Source organism: Acidithiobacillus sp. YTS05 (genome assembly GCF_024396695.1).
GTDB lineage: Bacteria > Pseudomonadota > Gammaproteobacteria > Acidithiobacillales > Acidithiobacillaceae > Igneacidithiobacillus > Igneacidithiobacillus copahuensis.
On sequence record NZ_CP094359.1, the window covers coordinates 2,615,666 to 2,632,851 of the forward strand.

23 protein-coding genes are annotated in these 17,186 nt (G+C 55.2%); 4 read left to right on the forward strand and 19 right to left on the reverse strand.

The annotated features are described in order from the left end of the window. Positions 1 to 39 precede the first annotated feature (39 nt). Positions 40 to 858, forward strand: a complete 819-nt coding sequence (locus MQE22_RS13005; RefSeq protein ID WP_255789796.1) for an MlaC/ttg2D family ABC transporter substrate-binding protein — start codon at positions 40 to 42, stop codon at positions 856 to 858. Here MQE22_RS13005 and MQE22_RS13010 read toward each other — a convergent pair. From MQE22_RS13010 to MQE22_RS13100, 19 genes are all read right to left on the reverse strand, one after another. After that, the gene (locus MQE22_RS13010) at positions 782 to 1,525 is read right to left on the reverse strand and encodes a hypothetical protein (RefSeq protein ID WP_255789797.1); all 744 of its coding nucleotides are present in this window, start codon (positions 1,523 to 1,525) and stop codon (positions 782 to 784) included. The genes MQE22_RS13005 and MQE22_RS13010 overlap by 77 nt on opposite strands. Further along, a complete protein-coding gene (locus MQE22_RS13015) occupies positions 1,522 to 2,151 on the reverse strand; it encodes a thioredoxin fold domain-containing protein (RefSeq protein ID WP_248885528.1) in 630 nt (209 codons plus the stop codon). The genes MQE22_RS13010 and MQE22_RS13015 overlap by 4 nt, the downstream gene beginning before the upstream one ends. Positions 2,152 to 2,192: 41 nt before the next feature. Beyond that, positions 2,193 to 2,933: an HvfC/BufC family peptide modification chaperone gene (locus tag MQE22_RS13020; RefSeq protein WP_248885529.1), complete on the reverse strand. Its 741-nt coding sequence runs from the start codon at positions 2,931 to 2,933 to the stop codon at positions 2,193 to 2,195. After that, positions 2,930 to 3,742 (reverse strand): MbnB/TglH/ChrH family RiPP precursor modification enzyme, encoded by an 813-nt coding sequence (locus tag MQE22_RS13025; RefSeq protein ID WP_248885530.1) that lies wholly within the window; start codon positions 3,740 to 3,742, stop codon positions 2,930 to 2,932. Before MQE22_RS13025 ends, MQE22_RS13020 begins: the two co-directional genes overlap by 4 nt. A 59-nt stretch (positions 3,743 to 3,801) precedes the next feature. Then, positions 3,802 to 4,050, reverse strand: coding sequence for a hypothetical protein (locus tag MQE22_RS13030; protein WP_014002357.1), 249 nt, complete (start codon positions 4,048 to 4,050; stop codon positions 3,802 to 3,804). A gap of 47 nt (positions 4,051 to 4,097) precedes the next feature. Then, positions 4,098 to 4,676 (reverse strand): thioredoxin fold domain-containing protein, encoded by a 579-nt coding sequence (locus tag MQE22_RS13035; RefSeq protein ID WP_070113643.1) that lies wholly within the window; start codon positions 4,674 to 4,676, stop codon positions 4,098 to 4,100. Between the two features lie 72 nt (positions 4,677 to 4,748). Next, positions 4,749 to 5,357: a thioredoxin fold domain-containing protein gene (locus MQE22_RS13040; RefSeq protein ID WP_226047687.1), complete on the reverse strand. Its 609-nt coding sequence runs from the start codon at positions 5,355 to 5,357 to the stop codon at positions 4,749 to 4,751. A 28-nt stretch (positions 5,358 to 5,385) separates the two neighbouring features. Further along, complete coding sequence (gene dsbD / locus MQE22_RS13045) at positions 5,386 to 7,251, reverse strand: protein-disulfide reductase DsbD (RefSeq protein WP_014002359.1); 1,866 nt, start codon at positions 7,249 to 7,251, stop codon at positions 5,386 to 5,388. 267 nt (positions 7,252 to 7,518) lie between these two features. Beyond that, complete coding sequence (locus MQE22_RS13050) at positions 7,519 to 8,082, reverse strand: OsmC family protein (protein WP_255789798.1); 564 nt, start codon at positions 8,080 to 8,082, stop codon at positions 7,519 to 7,521. A gap of 286 nt (positions 8,083 to 8,368) precedes the next feature. Continuing rightward, complete coding sequence (locus MQE22_RS13055; protein WP_255789558.1) at positions 8,369 to 9,424, reverse strand: IS5 family transposase; 1,056 nt, start codon at positions 9,422 to 9,424, stop codon at positions 8,369 to 8,371. A gap of 31 nt (positions 9,425 to 9,455) precedes the next feature. Beyond that, the gene (locus tag MQE22_RS13060; protein WP_255789799.1) at positions 9,456 to 9,761 is read right to left on the reverse strand and encodes a DsrE family protein; all 306 of its coding nucleotides are present in this window, start codon (positions 9,759 to 9,761) and stop codon (positions 9,456 to 9,458) included. Next, on the reverse strand, positions 9,758 to 11,047 hold the full coding sequence (locus tag MQE22_RS13065) for an MFS transporter (RefSeq protein ID WP_014002363.1): 1,290 nt from the start codon (positions 11,045 to 11,047) through the stop codon (positions 9,758 to 9,760). The genes MQE22_RS13060 and MQE22_RS13065 overlap by 4 nt, the downstream gene beginning before the upstream one ends. After that, positions 11,044 to 11,403: an ArsR/SmtB family transcription factor gene (locus MQE22_RS13070; RefSeq protein ID WP_014002364.1), complete on the reverse strand. Its 360-nt coding sequence runs from the start codon at positions 11,401 to 11,403 to the stop codon at positions 11,044 to 11,046. Before MQE22_RS13070 ends, MQE22_RS13065 begins: the two co-directional genes overlap by 4 nt. Then, entirely contained in the window at positions 11,400 to 12,137 is a 738-nt protein-coding gene (locus tag MQE22_RS13075; RefSeq protein WP_014002365.1) for an MBL fold metallo-hydrolase, read from the reverse strand. Before MQE22_RS13075 ends, MQE22_RS13070 begins: the two co-directional genes overlap by 4 nt. Positions 12,138 to 12,381: 244 nt before the next feature. Further along, on the reverse strand, positions 12,382 to 12,915 hold the full coding sequence (locus MQE22_RS13080) for a TlpA family protein disulfide reductase (protein WP_038471990.1): 534 nt from the start codon (positions 12,913 to 12,915) through the stop codon (positions 12,382 to 12,384). Between the two features lie 112 nt (positions 12,916 to 13,027). Continuing rightward, the gene (locus tag MQE22_RS13085; protein WP_241799089.1) at positions 13,028 to 13,519 is read right to left on the reverse strand and encodes a cyclic nucleotide-binding domain-containing protein; all 492 of its coding nucleotides are present in this window, start codon (positions 13,517 to 13,519) and stop codon (positions 13,028 to 13,030) included. Between the two features lie 68 nt (positions 13,520 to 13,587). Beyond that, complete coding sequence (locus MQE22_RS13090) at positions 13,588 to 14,271, reverse strand: class I SAM-dependent methyltransferase (protein WP_338076405.1); 684 nt, start codon at positions 14,269 to 14,271, stop codon at positions 13,588 to 13,590. Beyond that, positions 14,210 to 14,416 (reverse strand): SHOCT domain-containing protein, encoded by a 207-nt coding sequence (locus MQE22_RS13095; RefSeq protein ID WP_014002370.1) that lies wholly within the window; start codon positions 14,414 to 14,416, stop codon positions 14,210 to 14,212. Before MQE22_RS13095 ends, MQE22_RS13090 begins: the two co-directional genes overlap by 62 nt. A 17-nt stretch (positions 14,417 to 14,433) precedes the next feature. After that, on the reverse strand, positions 14,434 to 14,799 hold the full coding sequence (locus MQE22_RS13100) for an ArsR/SmtB family transcription factor (protein ID WP_041635824.1): 366 nt from the start codon (positions 14,797 to 14,799) through the stop codon (positions 14,434 to 14,436). Positions 14,800 to 14,911: 112 nt separating this feature from the next. Here MQE22_RS13100 and MQE22_RS13105 point away from each other — a divergent pair, with 112 nt between their 5' ends. From MQE22_RS13105 to MQE22_RS13115, 3 genes are all read left to right on the forward strand, one after another. Continuing rightward, complete coding sequence (locus MQE22_RS13105; RefSeq protein WP_014002371.1) at positions 14,912 to 15,577, forward strand: glutathione S-transferase; 666 nt, start codon at positions 14,912 to 14,914, stop codon at positions 15,575 to 15,577. A 96-nt stretch (positions 15,578 to 15,673) separates the two neighbouring features. Next, positions 15,674 to 16,099 (forward strand): ArsR/SmtB family transcription factor, encoded by a 426-nt coding sequence (locus MQE22_RS13110; protein WP_255789800.1) that lies wholly within the window; start codon positions 15,674 to 15,676, stop codon positions 16,097 to 16,099. 8 nt (positions 16,100 to 16,107) lie between these two features. Next, positions 16,108 to 17,061: a permease gene (locus MQE22_RS13115; protein ID WP_248885540.1), complete on the forward strand. Its 954-nt coding sequence runs from the start codon at positions 16,108 to 16,110 to the stop codon at positions 17,059 to 17,061. Positions 17,062 to 17,186: the final 125 nt, after the last annotated feature.

The window sequence follows — 17,186 nt, forward strand, 5'->3', positions numbered from 1 at the left end:
GGACAGCGTGGGAGAAAACTGAAGGGAGGGAGAGACCATATGAAAACGGAACATTTTGCAAGCTGGTTGTTTCCAGCCTTATCCCAAAAGATCCCGAGAACCCCCATTGCCGTCTCGCGGTCAGAGTCTAGCACCATGGAGATCCCCGATTATTTTTTCTTTATAGACACCAACGCATCATTCCAACGACAGGAGACAGATTCAATGACTAGAATCAGCGTTTCACTTCTTTTCAAGATAAGAATAATATCGGCAATAATTAGCGCTGTTTTTCTTATGGTTTCGGTCGCTACTGTTTTTGCCGACGAGCTTGAAACCCCAAAATCCATCATGCAAAGCATCACCGAACAGGTAATACATACGTTACAGACTCATCAAGGGCAACGACTCTCTGAGTCCGAGCAAAAACAAATCGAAGATATGATAGTTCCATACGTTGATTTTACTCTCATGTCCAAAATGGTTCTGGCCCAGTATTGGGATCAAATGACGCCAAATCAACAGAGAGAGTTTATAGATTTGTACCGGAGACAATTGGTTCAAGTTTACATGACGGCATTTAGCAAATACTCCGGACAAACGGTCCGTATTTTGAACAGTATAGAGGTATCTCATAATCCACCTATAGCAGAGGTCGATACCGAAATCGTGCAAACCGAGGGGCGTGGAAATATTCCTGTCAGTTACGGTTTCATCAAGGAAAGATCCGGTTGGAGGGTTTACGATGTCTTTATCGATGGTGTTTGCATGAACCTCACCTACCGGGACTCCTACGGACGGCTCATTGCGAAAGAGGGGATCCCCCGATTTCTGGACTCACTGAGAAAAAAGGAAGAGTCCTGGACCCTTCCAAAATAATGCAAGCCACGAGAGAGTTTTTACCGTAAAGGCACAGAATAGGTGACCAAGATCTCATTTTCTCCAGGATTGCGAGCGTAATTCCACCGATTGCGGCGACGGCCTTCCTGCGGTTAGCCCGATGGCGGATAAGGAAAAGAAGCAAAGCAGCCACGCCGGCAGTTGCCAGGCCCACACCGTATTGGCCCAGGAGCGGAGCCCATCCCCCCAGGAGACTCCAGGTCTGACTGTATCCGGTGGCAAGCCAGGGAAACCCGGTGAAGAGATGGGCTTGAAGCCACTCCGCTCCTATCCACAGAAAGGGAAGCGCGAAGAGTCTGCTATGCGCCCACCACTTCGCGGCTACCCACAGGGAAAGGGATGGATAAATAGCGCAGTAGAGTGCCAGCAGAGCAACGGCGGCCGCAGACAACAACCAACTCATGTGCGCATAATTATGAAGCGGTATAGCTAACCAATAGATCCCGGCTGCAAAGGCCCCGAAGCCAAACGCGAATCCTATCGTTGCGGCAGCGCTTGGTGTGACCGCATCACTGAGCCAAAATAGGGCCAGCAGGAGGACAATGGTCAGGAAGGAGAGATCAAAGGGTGCGAAGGCTAATGGCCAACAAGCACCCAATGCCACAGCAAGTCCCCAACGCCATCGCAGGCGGAGGCGCTTCTTCATGCGATCGTTGCCAGAATGTTATGCAGTCCGAGCAGCCCGAGCCCATGTTGGAGGTGCCATCGTTTCGCCTTGGTATAATAGAGCAGCGTTGGGGTCGCCTCCTCGCCGGTTTCGGCAAGCAGCTGTGTGTTGTCCGACACCGCTCGACGGATCGCCAAGGGTGCTTGGTAGTCAGGACGAATGCCCCCTTCCTCGGTAATAACGTTGAAATGCGATTCATCGAAAGCTAGCGCCTGCGCTGGGTTTTTGGCAGCTAAAATAGCTGCCGCTTTGGCAGCGCTGGTGGGCTTCAGAAAGCCAACGAGAGCCACCCGCAGATGGAGTTTCCCAGCGCGTACCAGGGGCATGGCCTTTTCGTAGAACCGGTGACACCAGATGCAGTTCGGATCCATGAAAGCGGTCAGCTCTGGACCACGGTTGCCCACGAGAAAGGTATCCGCATGGCGCAATTTTTGGACGATAGTCTGAATGGGCAGGGCTTTCGGCGGGAGATCGAAGGAGTGTTCGATGTGGTCAAAAGCGCTTTGAGGCGTAGCTGCAATTGCTGATGACGACAGAAAGAACGTCAGACCAAGAGAAACAATTGATATCCACCCGGAAATGTTAAAAAACCAGGCCTTGTTCATTTGTCCTCCAAGATTACGGATCGTGGCAGAGCGTTTCGGTATCAACCGACTCGAATGAGTCCAGCACGTTGGCAAGACTCGAGAATTTGTTGGTACTGTCCACCGGGATCAGCATAGAGTCCCCACTGCAGAGCGTCTTCGAGTGATTTCCCGGTACAAAGCTGGTTTAGAAAAACATAGGACCCGGCAGGCAAAATCCAATAGATTGGTCCCTGATCTGTGGGAATCATGCCGATACCCAACCAAGCATGTCTGTGTAAATCTCCTTGAGTCCAATCCGGGAGATCATGATAACGAGTCACCTCTTCGTAGGTTACCCAGTGGGAGCGAAACAGGCGTGGGAGGCGATCCAGGTAAATGGCTTGACCAGATGCACGTCCCAGGAACAGCGCGGGTTCTCGTTCTCGCGGAACCAATGGGTGGCAACATTCCAGATTGCATCGATGAAGAAACCATTCCAGACGCGCAATCTCCCCAAGATGTTGCAGACTCTTCCCACGAGAAATCAGAAAAGGACCCAAGTGCTCCCCGTAGAGCATCAGGTCCGGATCACTGGGTAAATAGAGTCCTCGATAGCTGTCTGCTAACTGGTTGAATGGGCCGACGCCGGCCATGTCGGCAACCGCTGGGTAAATGTTGGCCAAGGAATCCGCCAATCGGTTCTGCATACTTTGTCGGTAGAAAGACAACGCCGGAGCAGAGGGTTCATCGTCTACCGACTGCAGAATTCGGTTAGCCCAATCTCGCTGCCAGCGAAGTAATGCTTCCCTATTACCATTCATACTGCGGATTCCAGAGATTGTGCTGTCCTTACCAACTCGGACAACGAGGGCAGGTCGGCATCCCATTCCAGAATGCGAATGGCATCGGGAAAGCGCGCGCATGCGAATGCAAAGAGAGTCCGGGCCTGTTTTCCGGGGACACGACTGTGGGTGTCGACGGAGAGAACCGTTCCATCCACCTGCACCTGCTCACCGCCGGCAACATGAATTTCGGTAACTGCTGGTATGGGCAAACCACCCAGCAAAGCCCATGGATCCCCTCCATGGTTGTCACAATTGATTCGCAGGTTCTCGACGTCCAGCAGTAGTTGGCAGCCGGACTGCGATACCAACTCCCGCAAAAAATCCGCCTCTGAGTAGTCGTCTCGTCCATTCGGCGGGAGATAATAAGCAATATTCTCCAGGAGCAAAGGACATTGCAGAAAATCCTGTACCATTCCTATGCGAGACACCAGGTGCCGCAACACAACGGATTGTCGAGGAAGGGGATACTGATCACTGAAATACTGGCCATCCAGTGAAGACCAAGCAAGATGGTCCGAGACCCGAAGAGGATCTATCTGATGGATTAGAGTACGTAGTCTCTTTAGATAGCTCGTATTCAATGGGTCGCTGGAGCCGATGGAAAGTCCTACTCCGTGCAGGGTGATCGGATAACGCGCGCGCACCGCCTCCAGCTCTGCCAGCCAGGTTCGATCGGCCCCCAGATAATCCTCGCTGTAGACCTCCAGGACACTAACGTCGGGCTGCGTGAGCAGAATCCCCTCGACGTGAGGAGCCCGAAGCCCGATTCCTGTGGAAGCGTGCATGGTACTCTAAACCAGTTCGTCGCCGGATTCCTGCGAGAACCGGAATCCGGCAAAGTACCTTACATGGTGGATTTCTTTTTTACGCCACTACAACCATGACGCATCATTCCCCCTTTGTTCTCATAGGCTTTGCGTTTACCGCTGCAGCCATGGCGCATCATACCTCCCTGGGATTTTGCTGCGGACTGCGTTTTGCCCATGGGCGGGGCCATGGTGTCGGCGTTAGCCAATGTGGTTATGGTGCCACCGGCCAAGCAACTGGCGAGAAACGCACTGGCGATTGTCTTGGCTACTTTGCTGTGTTCCATGGTATTACTCCTTCTTGCGTGTTGTCGATATAACGGGGTACATTGGGTCAATCGTGCCCGTGCCATAAATGTGGTAACAGTTTTTTCAAGCTGGCTTCAGAAATGGCCCCTGGGATGCGTCCGATAGCTCCATCTTTGGCACGAAACAAGATCGCGGGAGTACCTTCGAAGCCCGCCTCGCCCATAATATCCAGATTCTGCCGCAGGTTTTTCCGGGTTGCAGCGGTTGGGGTTACCTTCGGCAAGGAACGATAACTCCCGCTGCGTAACGCTGGACCAACAATGGTTTCAAAGTGCTTGAGGGCCTGCAACGGGTGCGGTGACTGCAGCCAGGCCGCCGCTTCGGCCGGACTTTGGGGGGTGAGGAAGGCGACCGGTACATATCGCACCGTCAATTTTCCAGCCCGAATCAAGGGTGCCTCGTGTTCATACATCACATGGCAATAAGGACAATTGGGATCCTGAAAATCGTAAATTATCGGACCTGCATGGCCGTCCTGAATATAGGTGACGTGGTGCGGCAAAAATTGATTCCAAAAAGAACTGGCTGTCATTTTGGGAGCAGTGCCCGAAGTCTTCGCAAAGGCGAGGTTTGGGGTAAGGAGGAAGAAGCCGAAGGTGAGCACTCCTCCCAGGATCCATTGCGCCCGCTGATTGTTCATCCATCGATTCATTCGCATTCACGTCTCCCGGAAGTTCTATTTGAGATTAGGAAGTAGGGTCAGCAGTTCCCCGCGGGAAACCATGCCGGGCAGTAAGCCCGTGGCACCGCTCTTGCGCTGATAGAGAATGGCTGGGACCCCCATGGAATGGGTGCTTTGCAGCACGGCCATGTTGACTTGCAGCGCGTGAATGGTCTGAGGAGTCGGTTTGGCTGTGGGAAGACCAACTGGCCCGCTCGCTGCCAAGGGAGCCGCAAAACTTTTACCCGCCAGCACTTCGAAATGCCGGAGCGCAGACAATCGATGCGAAGACTGCAGAATCGCGGCCGCCTCCGGTGTACTGCTGGGCATCAAATAGGCCACCGGAACATAGCGTACCGTGAGCTTCCCGGAGCGAATCAGGGGCTGCTCCTCGTTGTACATGCCATGGCAATAAGGGCAGTTCGGGTCAAAGAAATCGTAAATGATGGGCCCTCTGTGCCCTTCCTGAATGTAGGTGAGACGCTGTCCGATCGTTGCCCAATAGCTGGCTTGGGCCATGGGTGGCAGGGAGCTGGAAACGGTCGCTGCCAGTGCCACCGGAGAAGAAAAAGCTGCCGCCAGCATCGTGCCTACGACGGCTGTTATCACTGAGTGTTTGCGCATGGTTGTGCTCCTTGTGCATACATAAAAATCAACGGTCATTCCCCGTTGTCCCCAACTTTTCCTGCAAATGGCGTAGCAACGTGTTAGGACCCTCATAGCCCTCATATTGCCCGACGAGATGACCGTCTGGGTTTACCAGCAAAACCGCTGGTGGGCCGAAGAGTTGGAAATGGTGCAGGAGTGCGGATGACTGGCTGTCATTCGCCGTTACATCCACACGAATCAGGGACAAAGGCCGCAACGCGCTCTCCACTCGGGGATTGTCATAGGTTTCCACATCCATCCGCTGACACTCCACGCACCATTTTGCCCAGAAGTCCACCAGGACGGGATGGCCCTTGTCTGCGGCCAGCGCCGATCGCAATTGCGACAAGCTGCGAACCAAAGTGAAGTGCGGCGTACTGGTTTGTTGCTCCCCCGGGAGTGGCAAGTCATGCTGTACGAACGGTGCGAGCGGCTGGAGCACCTGAGAACCTCCCCCCAAAGCACCTATGAACAGGGCAACCCCGAACACCAAGGCCAGCAATCCGAGTCCTCGGCGGAACTGTTGCCATCCGGTAGGTGCGTAGTGAGAACCAAATACACCCAGATAGACGCTGGAAACGATCGCCAGTGCTGCCCACAGGGCAAGAGCGACATTACCGGGAACAATGCGCGTGAGAAACCAGATCGCCACCCCGAGCAAAACGACCCCAAAAATGGCCTTGACTCCATTCATCCAGGCACCGGCCTTGGGTAGGAAATGCCCGGCCGAAGTCCCGATGACCAGCAAGGGAACCCCCATCCCCAAGGCAAGAAGAAACAGTGCCAAGCCTCCCAGTAACACATTGCCAGTATGGGCAATAAACAGGAGGGCGCCGGCCAACGGTGCGGCAACGCAGGGGCCGACGATCAGCGCGGAGAGGACCCCCATTAGCCAAGCGCCGGTAAAATGCCCACCCTTTCCATAGCGGGAGAGACGAGATTGGATGGCAGTCGGCATCTGCAGTTCGTAAAAGCCGAACATGGACAATGCCAGCAAGACGAATAGGGCGCTGAAGCTCCCGAGTACCCATGGGCTTTCAAAGAATGCCTGCAGATAGGATCCCGTAACCGCAGCCAGTACCCCGGCAATGGCGTACGTTAGGGACATCCCCAGCACGTATGCCAAGGAAATCCAGAAGGCATGCAGTCTGGCCTGTCTTGCCGTCATCTGGTCCTCTACGTGCCCGACCACCAGGGAGGACAAAATCGGGATCATGGGGAAAATGCAGGGGGTAAAAGCCAACCCCAGGCCAGCGACAAAGAAGAGCAGTAATGTCCAAAAAGCATGGCTACCGAGTAGCCCTGCAGTGAACTGGCGATACCTACCGGAAGCCGCATGCGACTGCTGGGGCGCTACGGGTTTGACCAGTGGTGGCTTCTCCGGAGGTGACACCGTGGCCACGGCCGCTGTACTGGGTGTTGCTATGCTAGGCGCAAGCGTATAGGTCTTGGTTTCTACCGGATAACAGACGCCAGCATTGGCACAACCCTGAAAGCTGCTGGTCACCTGAATCTGTTTCGGGGGCTGACCCTGGAAATGGAGCGGCACGCGAACGCTGGTGGTGTCTCCCTCGTAGACGGCCAAGGTGCCCACCCCAGGAATGTGCATGGGTTTTCCTGGTGGCAGGGTGTAGGGTCCCAGCCGTACGGTGCCAGGTGTCACGTGCACCTGAATCCGGTTGCGATATAGGTGATAGTGTTTGGCTGCCACCCACTGCAGCACCAGTTCGTTCTGTGGTGCCATGTGCGCGCGGAATTGAAAGGCTTTGGCTGGAGCCAGAAACGAAGAGGAACTCCCCATCAGGGGGGAGAAGACTTCGCCCGCCAGAGCAACGGGGGGCAGACACAGCAAAGTGATCAGGAGGATCAAAACTCCCCTAGTAAATTGTTTAACTGCGCACTTTGCCACCCTCTCCACTCCCAATCTTTCAAGAAACAGGGAAACTATGTCCGGTCAGGAAATCTGGGTAATCAGAAAGAACCACCTCCTGAAGAGGCTGGATCCTTCTCTGGTTACCACGGACCCTCTTTCCTGCGTTTTACTATCCATTGGGTGCGAGGCCCTCAGGTCACCCATCTTCCAGAACGCGTCGCGACCATTACGGTCCCAACCAGGGCTACGATTCCGTCTGGATCGTCAGGAATCCCGAATAAATCGCACCTGCACCGGAGTGGGATAGCGCAGCATATCGGTGACGGGGGATGTCTGTTGCACGTGATCCAGGAGATCGGCGATTTCCTGGTCCGATGCAGGGCTTTTGATCCGGCAGGCAATATGGATCTCCTGACACCCAGGTCGCACCGATTCCGAGATTCCCAAAAACCCCTGCAGATCGATATCCCCCGTGACGTCCAGGGTCATTGTCTCAATGGTGATTCCACGCGCGGCGGCGTTGTAGGAAATCCCCACCGAAAGGCAAGCCGTCAGTCCCGCAAGCAACAATTCCACAGCGTTGGGCCCCCGATTGCTTCCCAGCAGCACCGGCGGCTCATCTCCTTCGAGGACAAAGGGTTGTGTGCGCGACGAATCTTCCTGTTTGACCCCGCGGAATCCTTGAATCTGCGTCCGCACGTGGGCCCCGGTTTGCCATTCGGTGTGGGCCCGGAAGACAAACTTCGCAAGTTCGGGGTCTCCTTTCACGGCATCAATGGTTGCCATCAGTTGCAGAACGTCCACACCGTTCACTGGGGTTGAGTCCATGCGTTTTCCTCCGGCTAATCAGTAGATTCAGAAATTGCTAAACCGTGAGACAAAGAGAGCGCACCATTTGTTCCCATCAAAAGCAGACCACCTCATCCACGGCACTGATCCAAGCCGAGAGGCCTTTCATGGAGCTCTTAGCAGACTGCTGAAAAACCGAGCGATAAAACTGACGATTCTTCGGTTTTTATCAAAAATGACTGCCTGAATGCGCCTCTGGGCGGGTTTTCTGCGATTTTCCTAGTCACTTTTCTCGATTTACCGCATTCTGGGCGCAGCGCTCCCATCATGCCACCCCCAGTCGTGCCATGCGCACCAGATTGTAGGCAGTGGAAACCAGGGTGAAGTGCAGACCTACACGATCCAGACCACGGAATCGCGTTTTGCGCATCCCGCCCACGGTCTTCATCCAACCGAAGATCGATTCAATCCGCTTGCGCACGCGGATGCTGATGGTATACCCGACGTGACGAGTGGTGCGTCCATCAATCGCCGAACCTTTGCATTTGCGCGCCACATGGGGCGTGACGTTGCGGTCACGTAGATTCCGCACAAATTCGTGCCGGTCATAGCCCTTGTCGGCTCCCAGAGTAATGCGATCAGCACCGCCCAGTTCGTCGAGGAGCTGCACTGCAGCATCCACCTCTGCCGTACCATCCGCCTTGGTGACCTGCTCTCCAGCAATCAACCCATGCCGATTGTCCATCAGCACATGCCCCAGATAGGCCAGCCGCGAAGCCTCTCCTGAGGCCTTCTTGTAGAGGCGGCAGTCGGGGTCGGTCACCGAGGCATGGGTGTCATTACTTCGCTTCTGCCCACGGAAATCGGAGCCATCGCCCTGCCGATCCTCGGGGTCTTTGGGCTGAAAGGATTTCTGCGATGCCCAGGCTTCCAGCAAGGTGCCATCCACAGAGAAGTGTTCCTCGGAAAGGAGTCCTTGGTTGCGTGCCTGCTCCACGACCGTCTGGAAAAAGCGCTGCACCGTTCCGTTGTCCAGCAAGCGGTCTCGGTTCTTGGTGAACACCGTCGGCACCCAAATCGGGGCATCCATTCCCAAGCCCACGAACCAGCGGAACAAGAGATTGTAATCGAGCTGCTCCATCAGTTGGCGTTCCGAGCGGACGCTGTAAAAGACCTGCAAAAGCAAAGCGCGGAGCAGGTGCTCTGGAGGAATCGAGGGCCGGCCAAGGTCCGAATAAATCTGGTTGAAGTGTCCGTCGAGTTCAGCCAAAGACCGGTCCACGATCACCCGGATAGCACGTAGGGGATGATCTGCCGGCACACGATCCTCCGGGGATAGATAACTGAACAACGCACCTGTCTCTGCCTTGGCTCCACGCATGATCGAATCTCTCCGTGCCCTGTCCCGCCAATTATACCACGGACTTTTTCAGCAACCTGTTAGCGACACCCTTTGGGAGGGCGTCGATCCCCTGGGCTTGCAAGGAGCTTCCGCAACACTGGACCTCCAGTCCCAACTCCAGCAGTTCGTTCAGCAAGGCATGCGTGCTATCCCCTGCAGTCTCGGTACCTTTCAGCAAGAGAACTCCCTCTCCCGCAAGAAACAGGCGCACGTCCTTTCCGTCAGCCAGCATGGCCCCAGCGAGTCGGACAGCGGTGTCGGCCCTGGGGTTTGCCCGTTCCGGAGCGGCATGCAAAATTATGAGAGCAGTAGTCATCCAGATACTCCTGTAGAAGCGGCGTGGGTTCGCGGGTGGGTTTCTTGTACGGAAAGCGCGATCCACAAGCCAGAAAACGCGACGATGCCGGCGGTGAACCAGATGGCGGGAAGAATCTTGTCGCTCCATTGTGCGACCACGCCGAGCACCAGGCCACCAATGGCATAACCCGTATCTCGCCAGTATCGATAGGTGCCCAGGATGCGTCCACGCTCCAGTGGGGGCGCCACATCGGACATGGCGGCGATCAGGTTGGGATAGAGAAGGGCCATGCCCAGGCCCATGACCGCGGCCGTAGCAATCCACGCGGTGAAGTGGCCGACCAGCGCAGTGCCTGCAAGCCCCGCAGCCAGCAGGGCGAAGCCTGCCAGGATGGGCGGTCTGCGACCGATGCGATCGGCGAGATGTCCGGTCCCAAATTGACCGAGCCCCCAGACCATCGCATAGACACCGGTGATCCAGCCGATTTGCACGACGCTCAAGCCGTGAAACCGGAAAAAGACCGGGAAGAGGACCCAAACCAGGGTATCGGCAATCTTGTTGGCGACCCCCCCCTGGCAGAGGGCCCGATAGGTGGCGTCCCGAAAAGAAACGTGCAGGAAAGTCGCCCAGGTGCTGACCTGAGAAGCCGTCTTTCTGGTTTCTGCCGATGGCTGACGCTGTGCATGCTCTGCGCGAACCCAATGGATAGTATCCTGGATCCTCAATAGCAGGAGTAGTGCAAGCGCAATGACCACGAGTCCGAAAGCCAACAGTGTCCAACGGGGACCGTAGACGACGGCAAGATAGCCCGTTGCGAGGCCCGCCAAACCCACCGCGATGTAGCCCACTGCCTCATTGATGCCAACAGCCAGGCCGCGCTGGTGGTTATCGGCCAGATCGATTTGGCTCGTGACGGTCATGGTCCAGGTGAAGGCCTGATTTACCCCCAAAAAAACATTGGCGCCGATGATCCACCACCAGTTGGGAGCAAAAAAGATCATTAGCGGAATAGGAATCCCCGCCAACCAGCCCAGGAATAACACCCGCCTGCGACCGATTCGATCGGATAGCCCGCCGGCGACAAAGTTGAGAGCCCCTTTAACTAGACCAAAGGAAATCACAAAGGAGGCGAGAAAAAGGAAGGCGTGGCTATCTACGCCAAAACGGTGGCTCATGGCAGGAAGGACATTTCTCTCCATGCCGATGATCAAGCCTACGAAAAAGACCTGAACCGTTTGCAGGAGGAACTGACCTCGATTGACGCCAATTCCTCGAGTATAGGTCGTGGTCTCCTCGGAGCTCATCCCTGATGGCCCTTGCGTAGAGGCACCACCGTCGCTAATGCCTCTTGAAGCTGGGTAGTGGTCTGCATTTGGTCCAGGATGAGATCGCGGACGATCTCGCACGTTTCCAGAACCTTGGGGCTGGTCAGACGATAGTGACAGAAGGTCCCGCACTTTTCGCAATGCACCAAGCCCCGAGCTTTCAGCACGCTCAGGTGCTGGGAAAGGTTGGCTTTGGAGAGGCTGATGAGTTCTGCCAATTCACCGGCATTTTTCTGTCCCTCGCCCAGATAATGGATGATCTCCAGGCGTTTGGGGTGCGCAAGGGCGGCAAATACCTCAGAAAAAAGCGCATATCGAACCGTATCATTATTCATGCTGCTTTCCCCAGATTGATGGCAACTATGCGCGCCATATCGGCGGGCTTTTCGGGAATGTCCGCGGTAAGCGAACGAACGAAAGCCTCGCGCTCCATGGTGAGGTAAGGGTCCCAACGTTTTTCAAAACCTAGAGTCGAAGAAGGCTTCCCGGACAAGCCTGCACCGCAGACGCTCCCGGCCGCGTGCCCTGGGAAAATCTCCAAGTCATCGGGCAGGGTGAGCAGTTTTTGGTGGAGGCTGTCGAAGAGTTTTCCCGCCATTTCCTCCGGCGTTCCACCCAGATCTGGGCGTCCCACTCCGCCAACAAAGAGCGTGTCACCGGTTAGGGCAAACCAGGGATCGGCACTTCTTCGCCGATCGCTGACCAGAAGACAGAGGCTGTCCAGGGTATGACCGGGGGTGTAGAGCACTTGCGTTAAGACATTTCCGGTTTCCAGGACTTCGCCGTCGTGAAGGCCGCGAATCGCAAACTGCACCAAGTCTACATCGCTTTCGTGCATGCAGTACGGTGCGCCAACCCGTTCCGCCAGGGCCCGCCCGCCAGATAGGTGATCGGCGTGAATGTGGGTGTCGATGACGAAGCTAATGGCAACTGCAGCCTTCTGTGCCTCTTCGAGGAACCAGCCCTCGTCGCCCGCTACCACATCCACGGCTACCGCGAAGCCCTTGCCTCCGCACCCGTAGAAGTAGGACAAGGTACCGTCGGCGCTTGCGCGTTGTTTGAAGAACATGGTTCACCTCCAGCATTCCGAAGTTAAGAAATAATGCAAATAAAAGGTAGGCAAAATCTTCTGCCCTGTCAAGCTCGCGCCCTATGCTGCCAGTGGTGCTATAGGTGGCCGCCGATATCCAAACAGAGATGGAGCGCTGTCCCGGTGAGGACTGCAGGGCAGCGAACGGTAGGGTGCAATCGACAACGCCGTGGCGCCAGACATCCCTATCAGGAATATGCGCACGTTGCTCGATGGATACTTCCTAAACCCATGTCCACAACAACTTCCAAACAATCACGGGTAGCGCTATGGCCCCGACATAGCGTCCAACAATTCGCCCCTTCCCATTGACGAGTATACTGGTCGGAGTCAGGATAACGCCGCCTAGCGCCTGGCTGACACCCTGGCCGGCGGCCAGATACTCCGGATAGTTGATGCCCAACTCGCGCATCCTCGCACGTACGGCTTTCGCTGTACTTCCATTTACGCCAATTCCAATAATGCTAAAGGACTTCCCGCCGAACCACTGCTGCAGTTGCACCAACGCTGGGGTCTCGGCCAAGCAAGCCGGACAGTCTGGGGCCCAGAAGTTGATAAGGATCATCCTCTTCGGTACCGCTGGCAGGTCAATAAGCCGACCACTCAGGCTTCGGACGACTAAACTCGGTAGTTGATGGGGGATATTTGCCGCCATAGGGCTGCCTCGCCATTGCGTAAACGCATAGACTCCAATCAGCAACCCGATCCAGATAACAAACTCTATCCAAAACCGTCTTTTTTTCAGAAAAGAAAGCATGATGGTGGATATCCTCGCCAAGAGGCGCTTGGGCAAATATCAAGAGTCAGCACCCATTTCCCCGGGATATCCACCAAGTGGTTGAACCGACACACTACGTCCACTTGGGAAATCAAGATGCCTTGATACTCTCCGCTTTGAGATGGATCTTTCCCTGATTTTGTAGGCGAGCTAGCAATACCATCACACTTGCCGAACTCAGGGAAAGCATCTCCGCCAGGGCGTCTGGATCCTGGCTGCCGGCTTGTTCAATCCGATGGAAAACTTCATCCTCTCGGGCCGCGAGCCATTCTTCAAAAAGTTGGTACAGCTCCGGCTGGGCATAGGCCGCGAGCGCGGTGGTGCGCTGCATGGTTTCCAACATTTCCGAACACATCGCCATGCACGATCCCATCATTTTTTGCATGGGATTGCCCCCTTCCGCGCCTTCCCCGTGCTGGTTCATCATCTTCTGCATCATCGCCATAGGACCCCCACCGCCTTGCCCCATCATTTTTTTCATCATTCCCATGCCCATCTCCATGGGTTTTCCACTCCCGGACTTTGCAGAATTGCCTTTTTCGTTGCCACTTTTTTCCGGTTCATCGGGTTTTGCTGATTCCATGACCACTCTCCTAAATTACTAAGATTTGTCACTGCCAACAGAATTCCTGGGCAGTTCCGGATTCTCCGTTATCCACGAAGTCGAAAAATGCTACCGTAGTGATAGGGGAGCAACGTAATCACGTCTACCTGTTGGAAGCCAGCGGGTTCTACCACAGTTCTCACCTGCTCCGGCGTCATGCGCAGTTCCGTGCGCGGTCCGCGTGCCTGTCCCAGGACCGGAGTTTCTTCCCGCGGGCAGGCATGCCAGTTGACGACGGCGAAAAGACCGCCTGGCTTCAGGACACGGGCGATCTCCCGGGCCAGCGCTGTCTGCTCGGGCACGCCGTGAAAGGTATTGGCCATGAGGCAATAATCTACCGGCTTCGGGAGCAGTTGATGCAGATCCATGGCGTCGCCTTGCAAAAAAGAACAGTTCCTCAACCCGGCGCACGCCGATTCAGCGACAGCAAGCATTTGCTCGTCGAGATCAAGACCGAAGACTTCACCGTTTTCCACCTGTTTGGCGAGGGCAGCAGTGAAATAACCATCGCCGCAGCATAGGTCCAAGACCGACATTCCTGTTGTCACGCCAAGATCCTGAACGACCCTCAAGGGATCGGGCCACAGCGCTTGCCACCAGTCTGGGTCAGGCATGATTGTCGCTGGGAATAAAGCCTCTTGCTTATCAACGTTCATGTAATCTTCCTTCTTACCCTTCCAGATCCTTGCGCATTTGCTGGTACTCTTCTCGAGTGATCTCCCCCCGGGCATAGCGCCGGTCCAGGGTTTCTCGCGGCGTTTCTGCGGATCCGGACGTTTTGTGGGAACCCCCGCACATGCCACCGCGCATCATGAAAACCATAAAAACCACCATCAGCACCAAAAAAATCAGCGGGAAGATCCACCCCCATGGCATCCAGCCCCACCCTCCATTCATCCACATGACCTTGTCCTCCGGTCTAATGAGGAAGTGCTGCCGTCAACATCCTCATCGGGGCTGAGCAACGGAGTATGAGCCCCTACCCAAGCCTGCAACGACTCCAGAATCCCTAACAAGTCTGGGTCGGGAAGGCAGTAGTACACGAAGCTCCCGCGCCGTTCGGCGCGCACCAGTCCAGCTTCCCGCAGAATGCGCAAGTGGAAGGAGACATTGGTTTGGGGTAGCTCGGTGGCACGGATGATGTCGGTGACTGGTCGGCATTCCGTCCCCAACGCACAAAGGATGGACAGCCGGTTCGGTTCGGCCAGGACTTTGAAAATCGGGCTGAGCAATCGAGCGGGGCAGGACGCTTCCGGCATAACATTCTCCTTGATATGAGCACGTTCATACATGTATATTCGCTCATATTGATGATAGCGCATGCAGTTGTCAATAGGTTCCACTTCCGTGCTGCCATCTGGGAGGATTTTCATGCTGACGCTCATTCATTTTGACTTCTGCCCTTTTTGCCAGCGGGTGCGTTTGGCACTGGGTTACAAGGGAATCGTTTTTAACGAGCAGCCAGCGCGCTTTTATGGTCCAGAATACTTCCAATCGATTAGCGGCTTTGGTCGACTACCTGTTGTCGAGTACCCCGATGGAAGTCGCCAGGGCGAATCTCTGGAGATCATCGCAGAACTGGATCGCCGTTTTCCTGAGACACCGCCGCTCTGTCGCGGAGCCATTAGCGACTCGGAGTGGGAAGGTGTGCAGGCGTGGCGTGCACGCATCAGTGACATGCTATTTCGCCTGATCGCACCCACATTGCCGCAATATGCGAGTCTCGGACCGGATCCCCGCGCAATGACCTATTACCGGAACCGTATGGAGAGTTGGCTGGGAGATACGCTGGAGGGGCTGCAGAAGCGTCGTAAGGAGTGGTATGCCGGAATGGAGGTCGATCTCCAGGACGTTGCCGCGCGCGTCGCCGTCCACGGCTTCTATACTCCCATGTTTTCTGTGGCCGACACGCTTATTACCGGCGACTTGACCGGCTTACGCCTACTGGAGGACATCCAGTTGCCACCCGAACTGACCACATACTTCGCACGCGTGGAAGCGGCTGCCCAGACCACGCTTCTGCCCACCCGGGGATAGCAAAGACGGCCTGGCTTTGTTCGTGAATCATCGGTAGTCGTCAAAGTGGCCCGCGGACGGCCGGTAAGTAAGGGAGAAACTGCGCGTGCGCTCCTGTTGACAGGTGACCCGATCATTACTATATTTGTTCAAATGAGCATAGAAGATACTGATCCGCGTTGTCTCGTCAACTGCTTTGAACCCGGCAAAGTCGCTGCCGCGCGCATGCGTCTGGAACAAGATGAATCCGATATCAAATCGGTTGTGCGCATATTTGATGTGCTGGGAAATCGAACGCGTCTGCGCATCCTGCTTGCTTTGGCGTCCGAAGAGCTTTGCGTCTGTGACATTGCGCACGCGCTCAACCTCAGTATCAGTGCAGCTTCTCATCAATTACGTGCATTACACGACCGGGACTGGTTGCGTATGCGTAATGATGGAAAGATGGTCTACTACCGCACCGATCCTCAGAAAGTAAAACAACTTCTCAGCATGACAAACGCCTTCCTGGAAGCCCGGATTGCGCAGCAGAAAGCAGGATAGGGGGCTGCATGGATTGGTTGGGTACAGTACTCGATTATTCCAAAGAGTTCGGAGAAGTCGCGGTTTTTGGATTCTTGTTTGCAGGTTTTTTGCAGGCTGTGGCAAGACCTACGGTGGTGGCCAGGTATTTATCGGGATACTCTTTGTGGCGCGCCAACGCGATCGGCGCTACGGTTGGATTTTTTACCCCCTTGTGTTGTTGCACTGCGATTCCTACCGCGCTGGCACTTTGGCGTGGAGGTAGTCGCCCCGGGCCTGCCTGCGCCTTTTTAATTGCGACTCCCTGGTTCAACTGGTATGGGCTGGTAGCCTTGTGGATATTTCTGGGCTGGCAAATGGCATTGGTTGTCGCCGGCTCGGGAGTATTAATCGCCTTTCTAACGGGGATGATCATCGATTGGCAGTCTACCGACAGATGCACCGCTCGATCGCTGGCAACAGAGGTGCCAGAAACGGTCTGTACGACAACGTCCTGTTCCGTCAAAAGTGGTTCTGCCTGTTGTTCTACGGTGGATGTTGTTGGGAGTGGAAAATTCTTCGACTTCTCTCACCCGTGGAAAAAACTACAGATGGCCGGGACTAACGCCTGGGCTTTGGCACGGGAGCTTTTACCCTGGATTGTTGCCGGAATATTGATTGGCGCTACGGTCAAGACCTGGCTACCCACTGCGTGGATCAGTGCCCTGGAGGCCCGTGACTGGCTGACTCCTGTACTGGCTCTGATCTTCGCGACGCTACTTTATGCAGATAGCCTGGGGTCGTTACCGCTGGTCAACGCGCTGTTGCAAAAAGGATTGGGGCCTGGGAATGGCATGATTTTGCTCATTGCCGGTGTGGGCTCAAATATCGCCACGCTCGGCCCAATTTATCGCGAAATGGGAGCCCGCGTTGCCATTCTGTACGCCTGCTGTGTCATGACCCTGGCGCTTCTATTGGGGATATTGTGGAATCTCTTTCTGTAGTTTAAAAGCGAATAAATAAAGGACGCTCTGATTTATCTTCCTGATATAATGTGAGCACTCCTGGGTCGATAATATGGATCTCGCGAACGACCGCTAACGCTGCATCACCGCCCATTCCCTTGCGA

What these genes read in the sequence shown, in the direction of transcription:
- MQE22_RS13005 (WP_255789796.1), top strand. Translation starts at nt 40, where the DNA reads ATGAAAACGGAACATTTTGCAAGCTGGTTGTTTCCAGCCTTATCCCAA.
- MQE22_RS13010 (WP_255789797.1), bottom strand. Translation starts at nt 1,525, where the DNA reads ATGAAGAAGCGCCTCCGCCTGCGATGGCGTTGGGGACTTGCTGTGGCA.
- MQE22_RS13015 (WP_248885528.1), bottom strand. Translation starts at nt 2,151, where the DNA reads ATGAACAAGGCCTGGTTTTTTAACATTTCCGGGTGGATATCAATTGTT.
- MQE22_RS13020 (WP_248885529.1), bottom strand. Translation starts at nt 2,933, where the DNA reads ATGAATGGTAATAGGGAAGCATTACTTCGCTGGCAGCGAGATTGGGCT.
- MQE22_RS13025 (WP_248885530.1), bottom strand. Translation starts at nt 3,742, where the DNA reads ATGCACGCTTCCACAGGAATCGGGCTTCGGGCTCCTCACGTCGAGGGG.
- MQE22_RS13030 (WP_014002357.1), bottom strand. Translation starts at nt 4,050, where the DNA reads ATGGAACACAGCAAAGTAGCCAAGACAATCGCCAGTGCGTTTCTCGCC.
- MQE22_RS13040 (WP_226047687.1), bottom strand. Translation starts at nt 5,357, where the DNA reads ATGCGCAAACACTCAGTGATAACAGCCGTCGTAGGCACGATGCTGGCG.
- MQE22_RS13050 (WP_255789798.1), bottom strand. Translation starts at nt 8,082, where the DNA reads ATGGACTCAACCCCAGTGAACGGTGTGGACGTTCTGCAACTGATGGCA.
- MQE22_RS13055 (WP_255789558.1), bottom strand. Translation starts at nt 9,424, where the DNA reads ATGCGTGGAGCCAAGGCAGAGACAGGTGCGTTGTTCAGTTATCTATCC.
- MQE22_RS13060 (WP_255789799.1), bottom strand. Translation starts at nt 9,761, where the DNA reads ATGACTACTGCTCTCATAATTTTGCATGCCGCTCCGGAACGGGCAAAC.
- MQE22_RS13065 (WP_014002363.1), bottom strand. Translation starts at nt 11,047, where the DNA reads ATGAGCTCCGAGGAGACCACGACCTATACTCGAGGAATTGGCGTCAAT.
- MQE22_RS13070 (WP_014002364.1), bottom strand. Translation starts at nt 11,403, where the DNA reads ATGAATAATGATACGGTTCGATATGCGCTTTTTTCTGAGGTATTTGCC.
- MQE22_RS13075 (WP_014002365.1), bottom strand. Translation starts at nt 12,137, where the DNA reads ATGTTCTTCAAACAACGCGCAAGCGCCGACGGTACCTTGTCCTACTTC.
- MQE22_RS13080 (WP_038471990.1), bottom strand. Translation starts at nt 12,915, where the DNA reads ATGCTTTCTTTTCTGAAAAAAAGACGGTTTTGGATAGAGTTTGTTATC.
- MQE22_RS13085 (WP_241799089.1), bottom strand. Translation starts at nt 13,519, where the DNA reads ATGGAATCAGCAAAACCCGATGAACCGGAAAAAAGTGGCAACGAAAAA.
- MQE22_RS13090 (WP_338076405.1), bottom strand. Translation starts at nt 14,271, where the DNA reads ATGCCCGGGGGGAGATCACTCGAGAAGAGTACCAGCAAATGCGCAAGG.
- MQE22_RS13095 (WP_014002370.1), bottom strand. Translation starts at nt 14,416, where the DNA reads ATGCCATGGGGGTGGATCTTCCCGCTGATTTTTTTGGTGCTGATGGTG.
- MQE22_RS13100 (WP_041635824.1), bottom strand. Translation starts at nt 14,799, where the DNA reads ATGCCGGAAGCGTCCTGCCCCGCTCGATTGCTCAGCCCGATTTTCAAA.
- MQE22_RS13105 (WP_014002371.1), top strand. Translation starts at nt 14,912, where the DNA reads ATGCTGACGCTCATTCATTTTGACTTCTGCCCTTTTTGCCAGCGGGTG.
- MQE22_RS13115 (WP_248885540.1), top strand. Translation starts at nt 16,108, where the DNA reads ATGGATTGGTTGGGTACAGTACTCGATTATTCCAAAGAGTTCGGAGAA.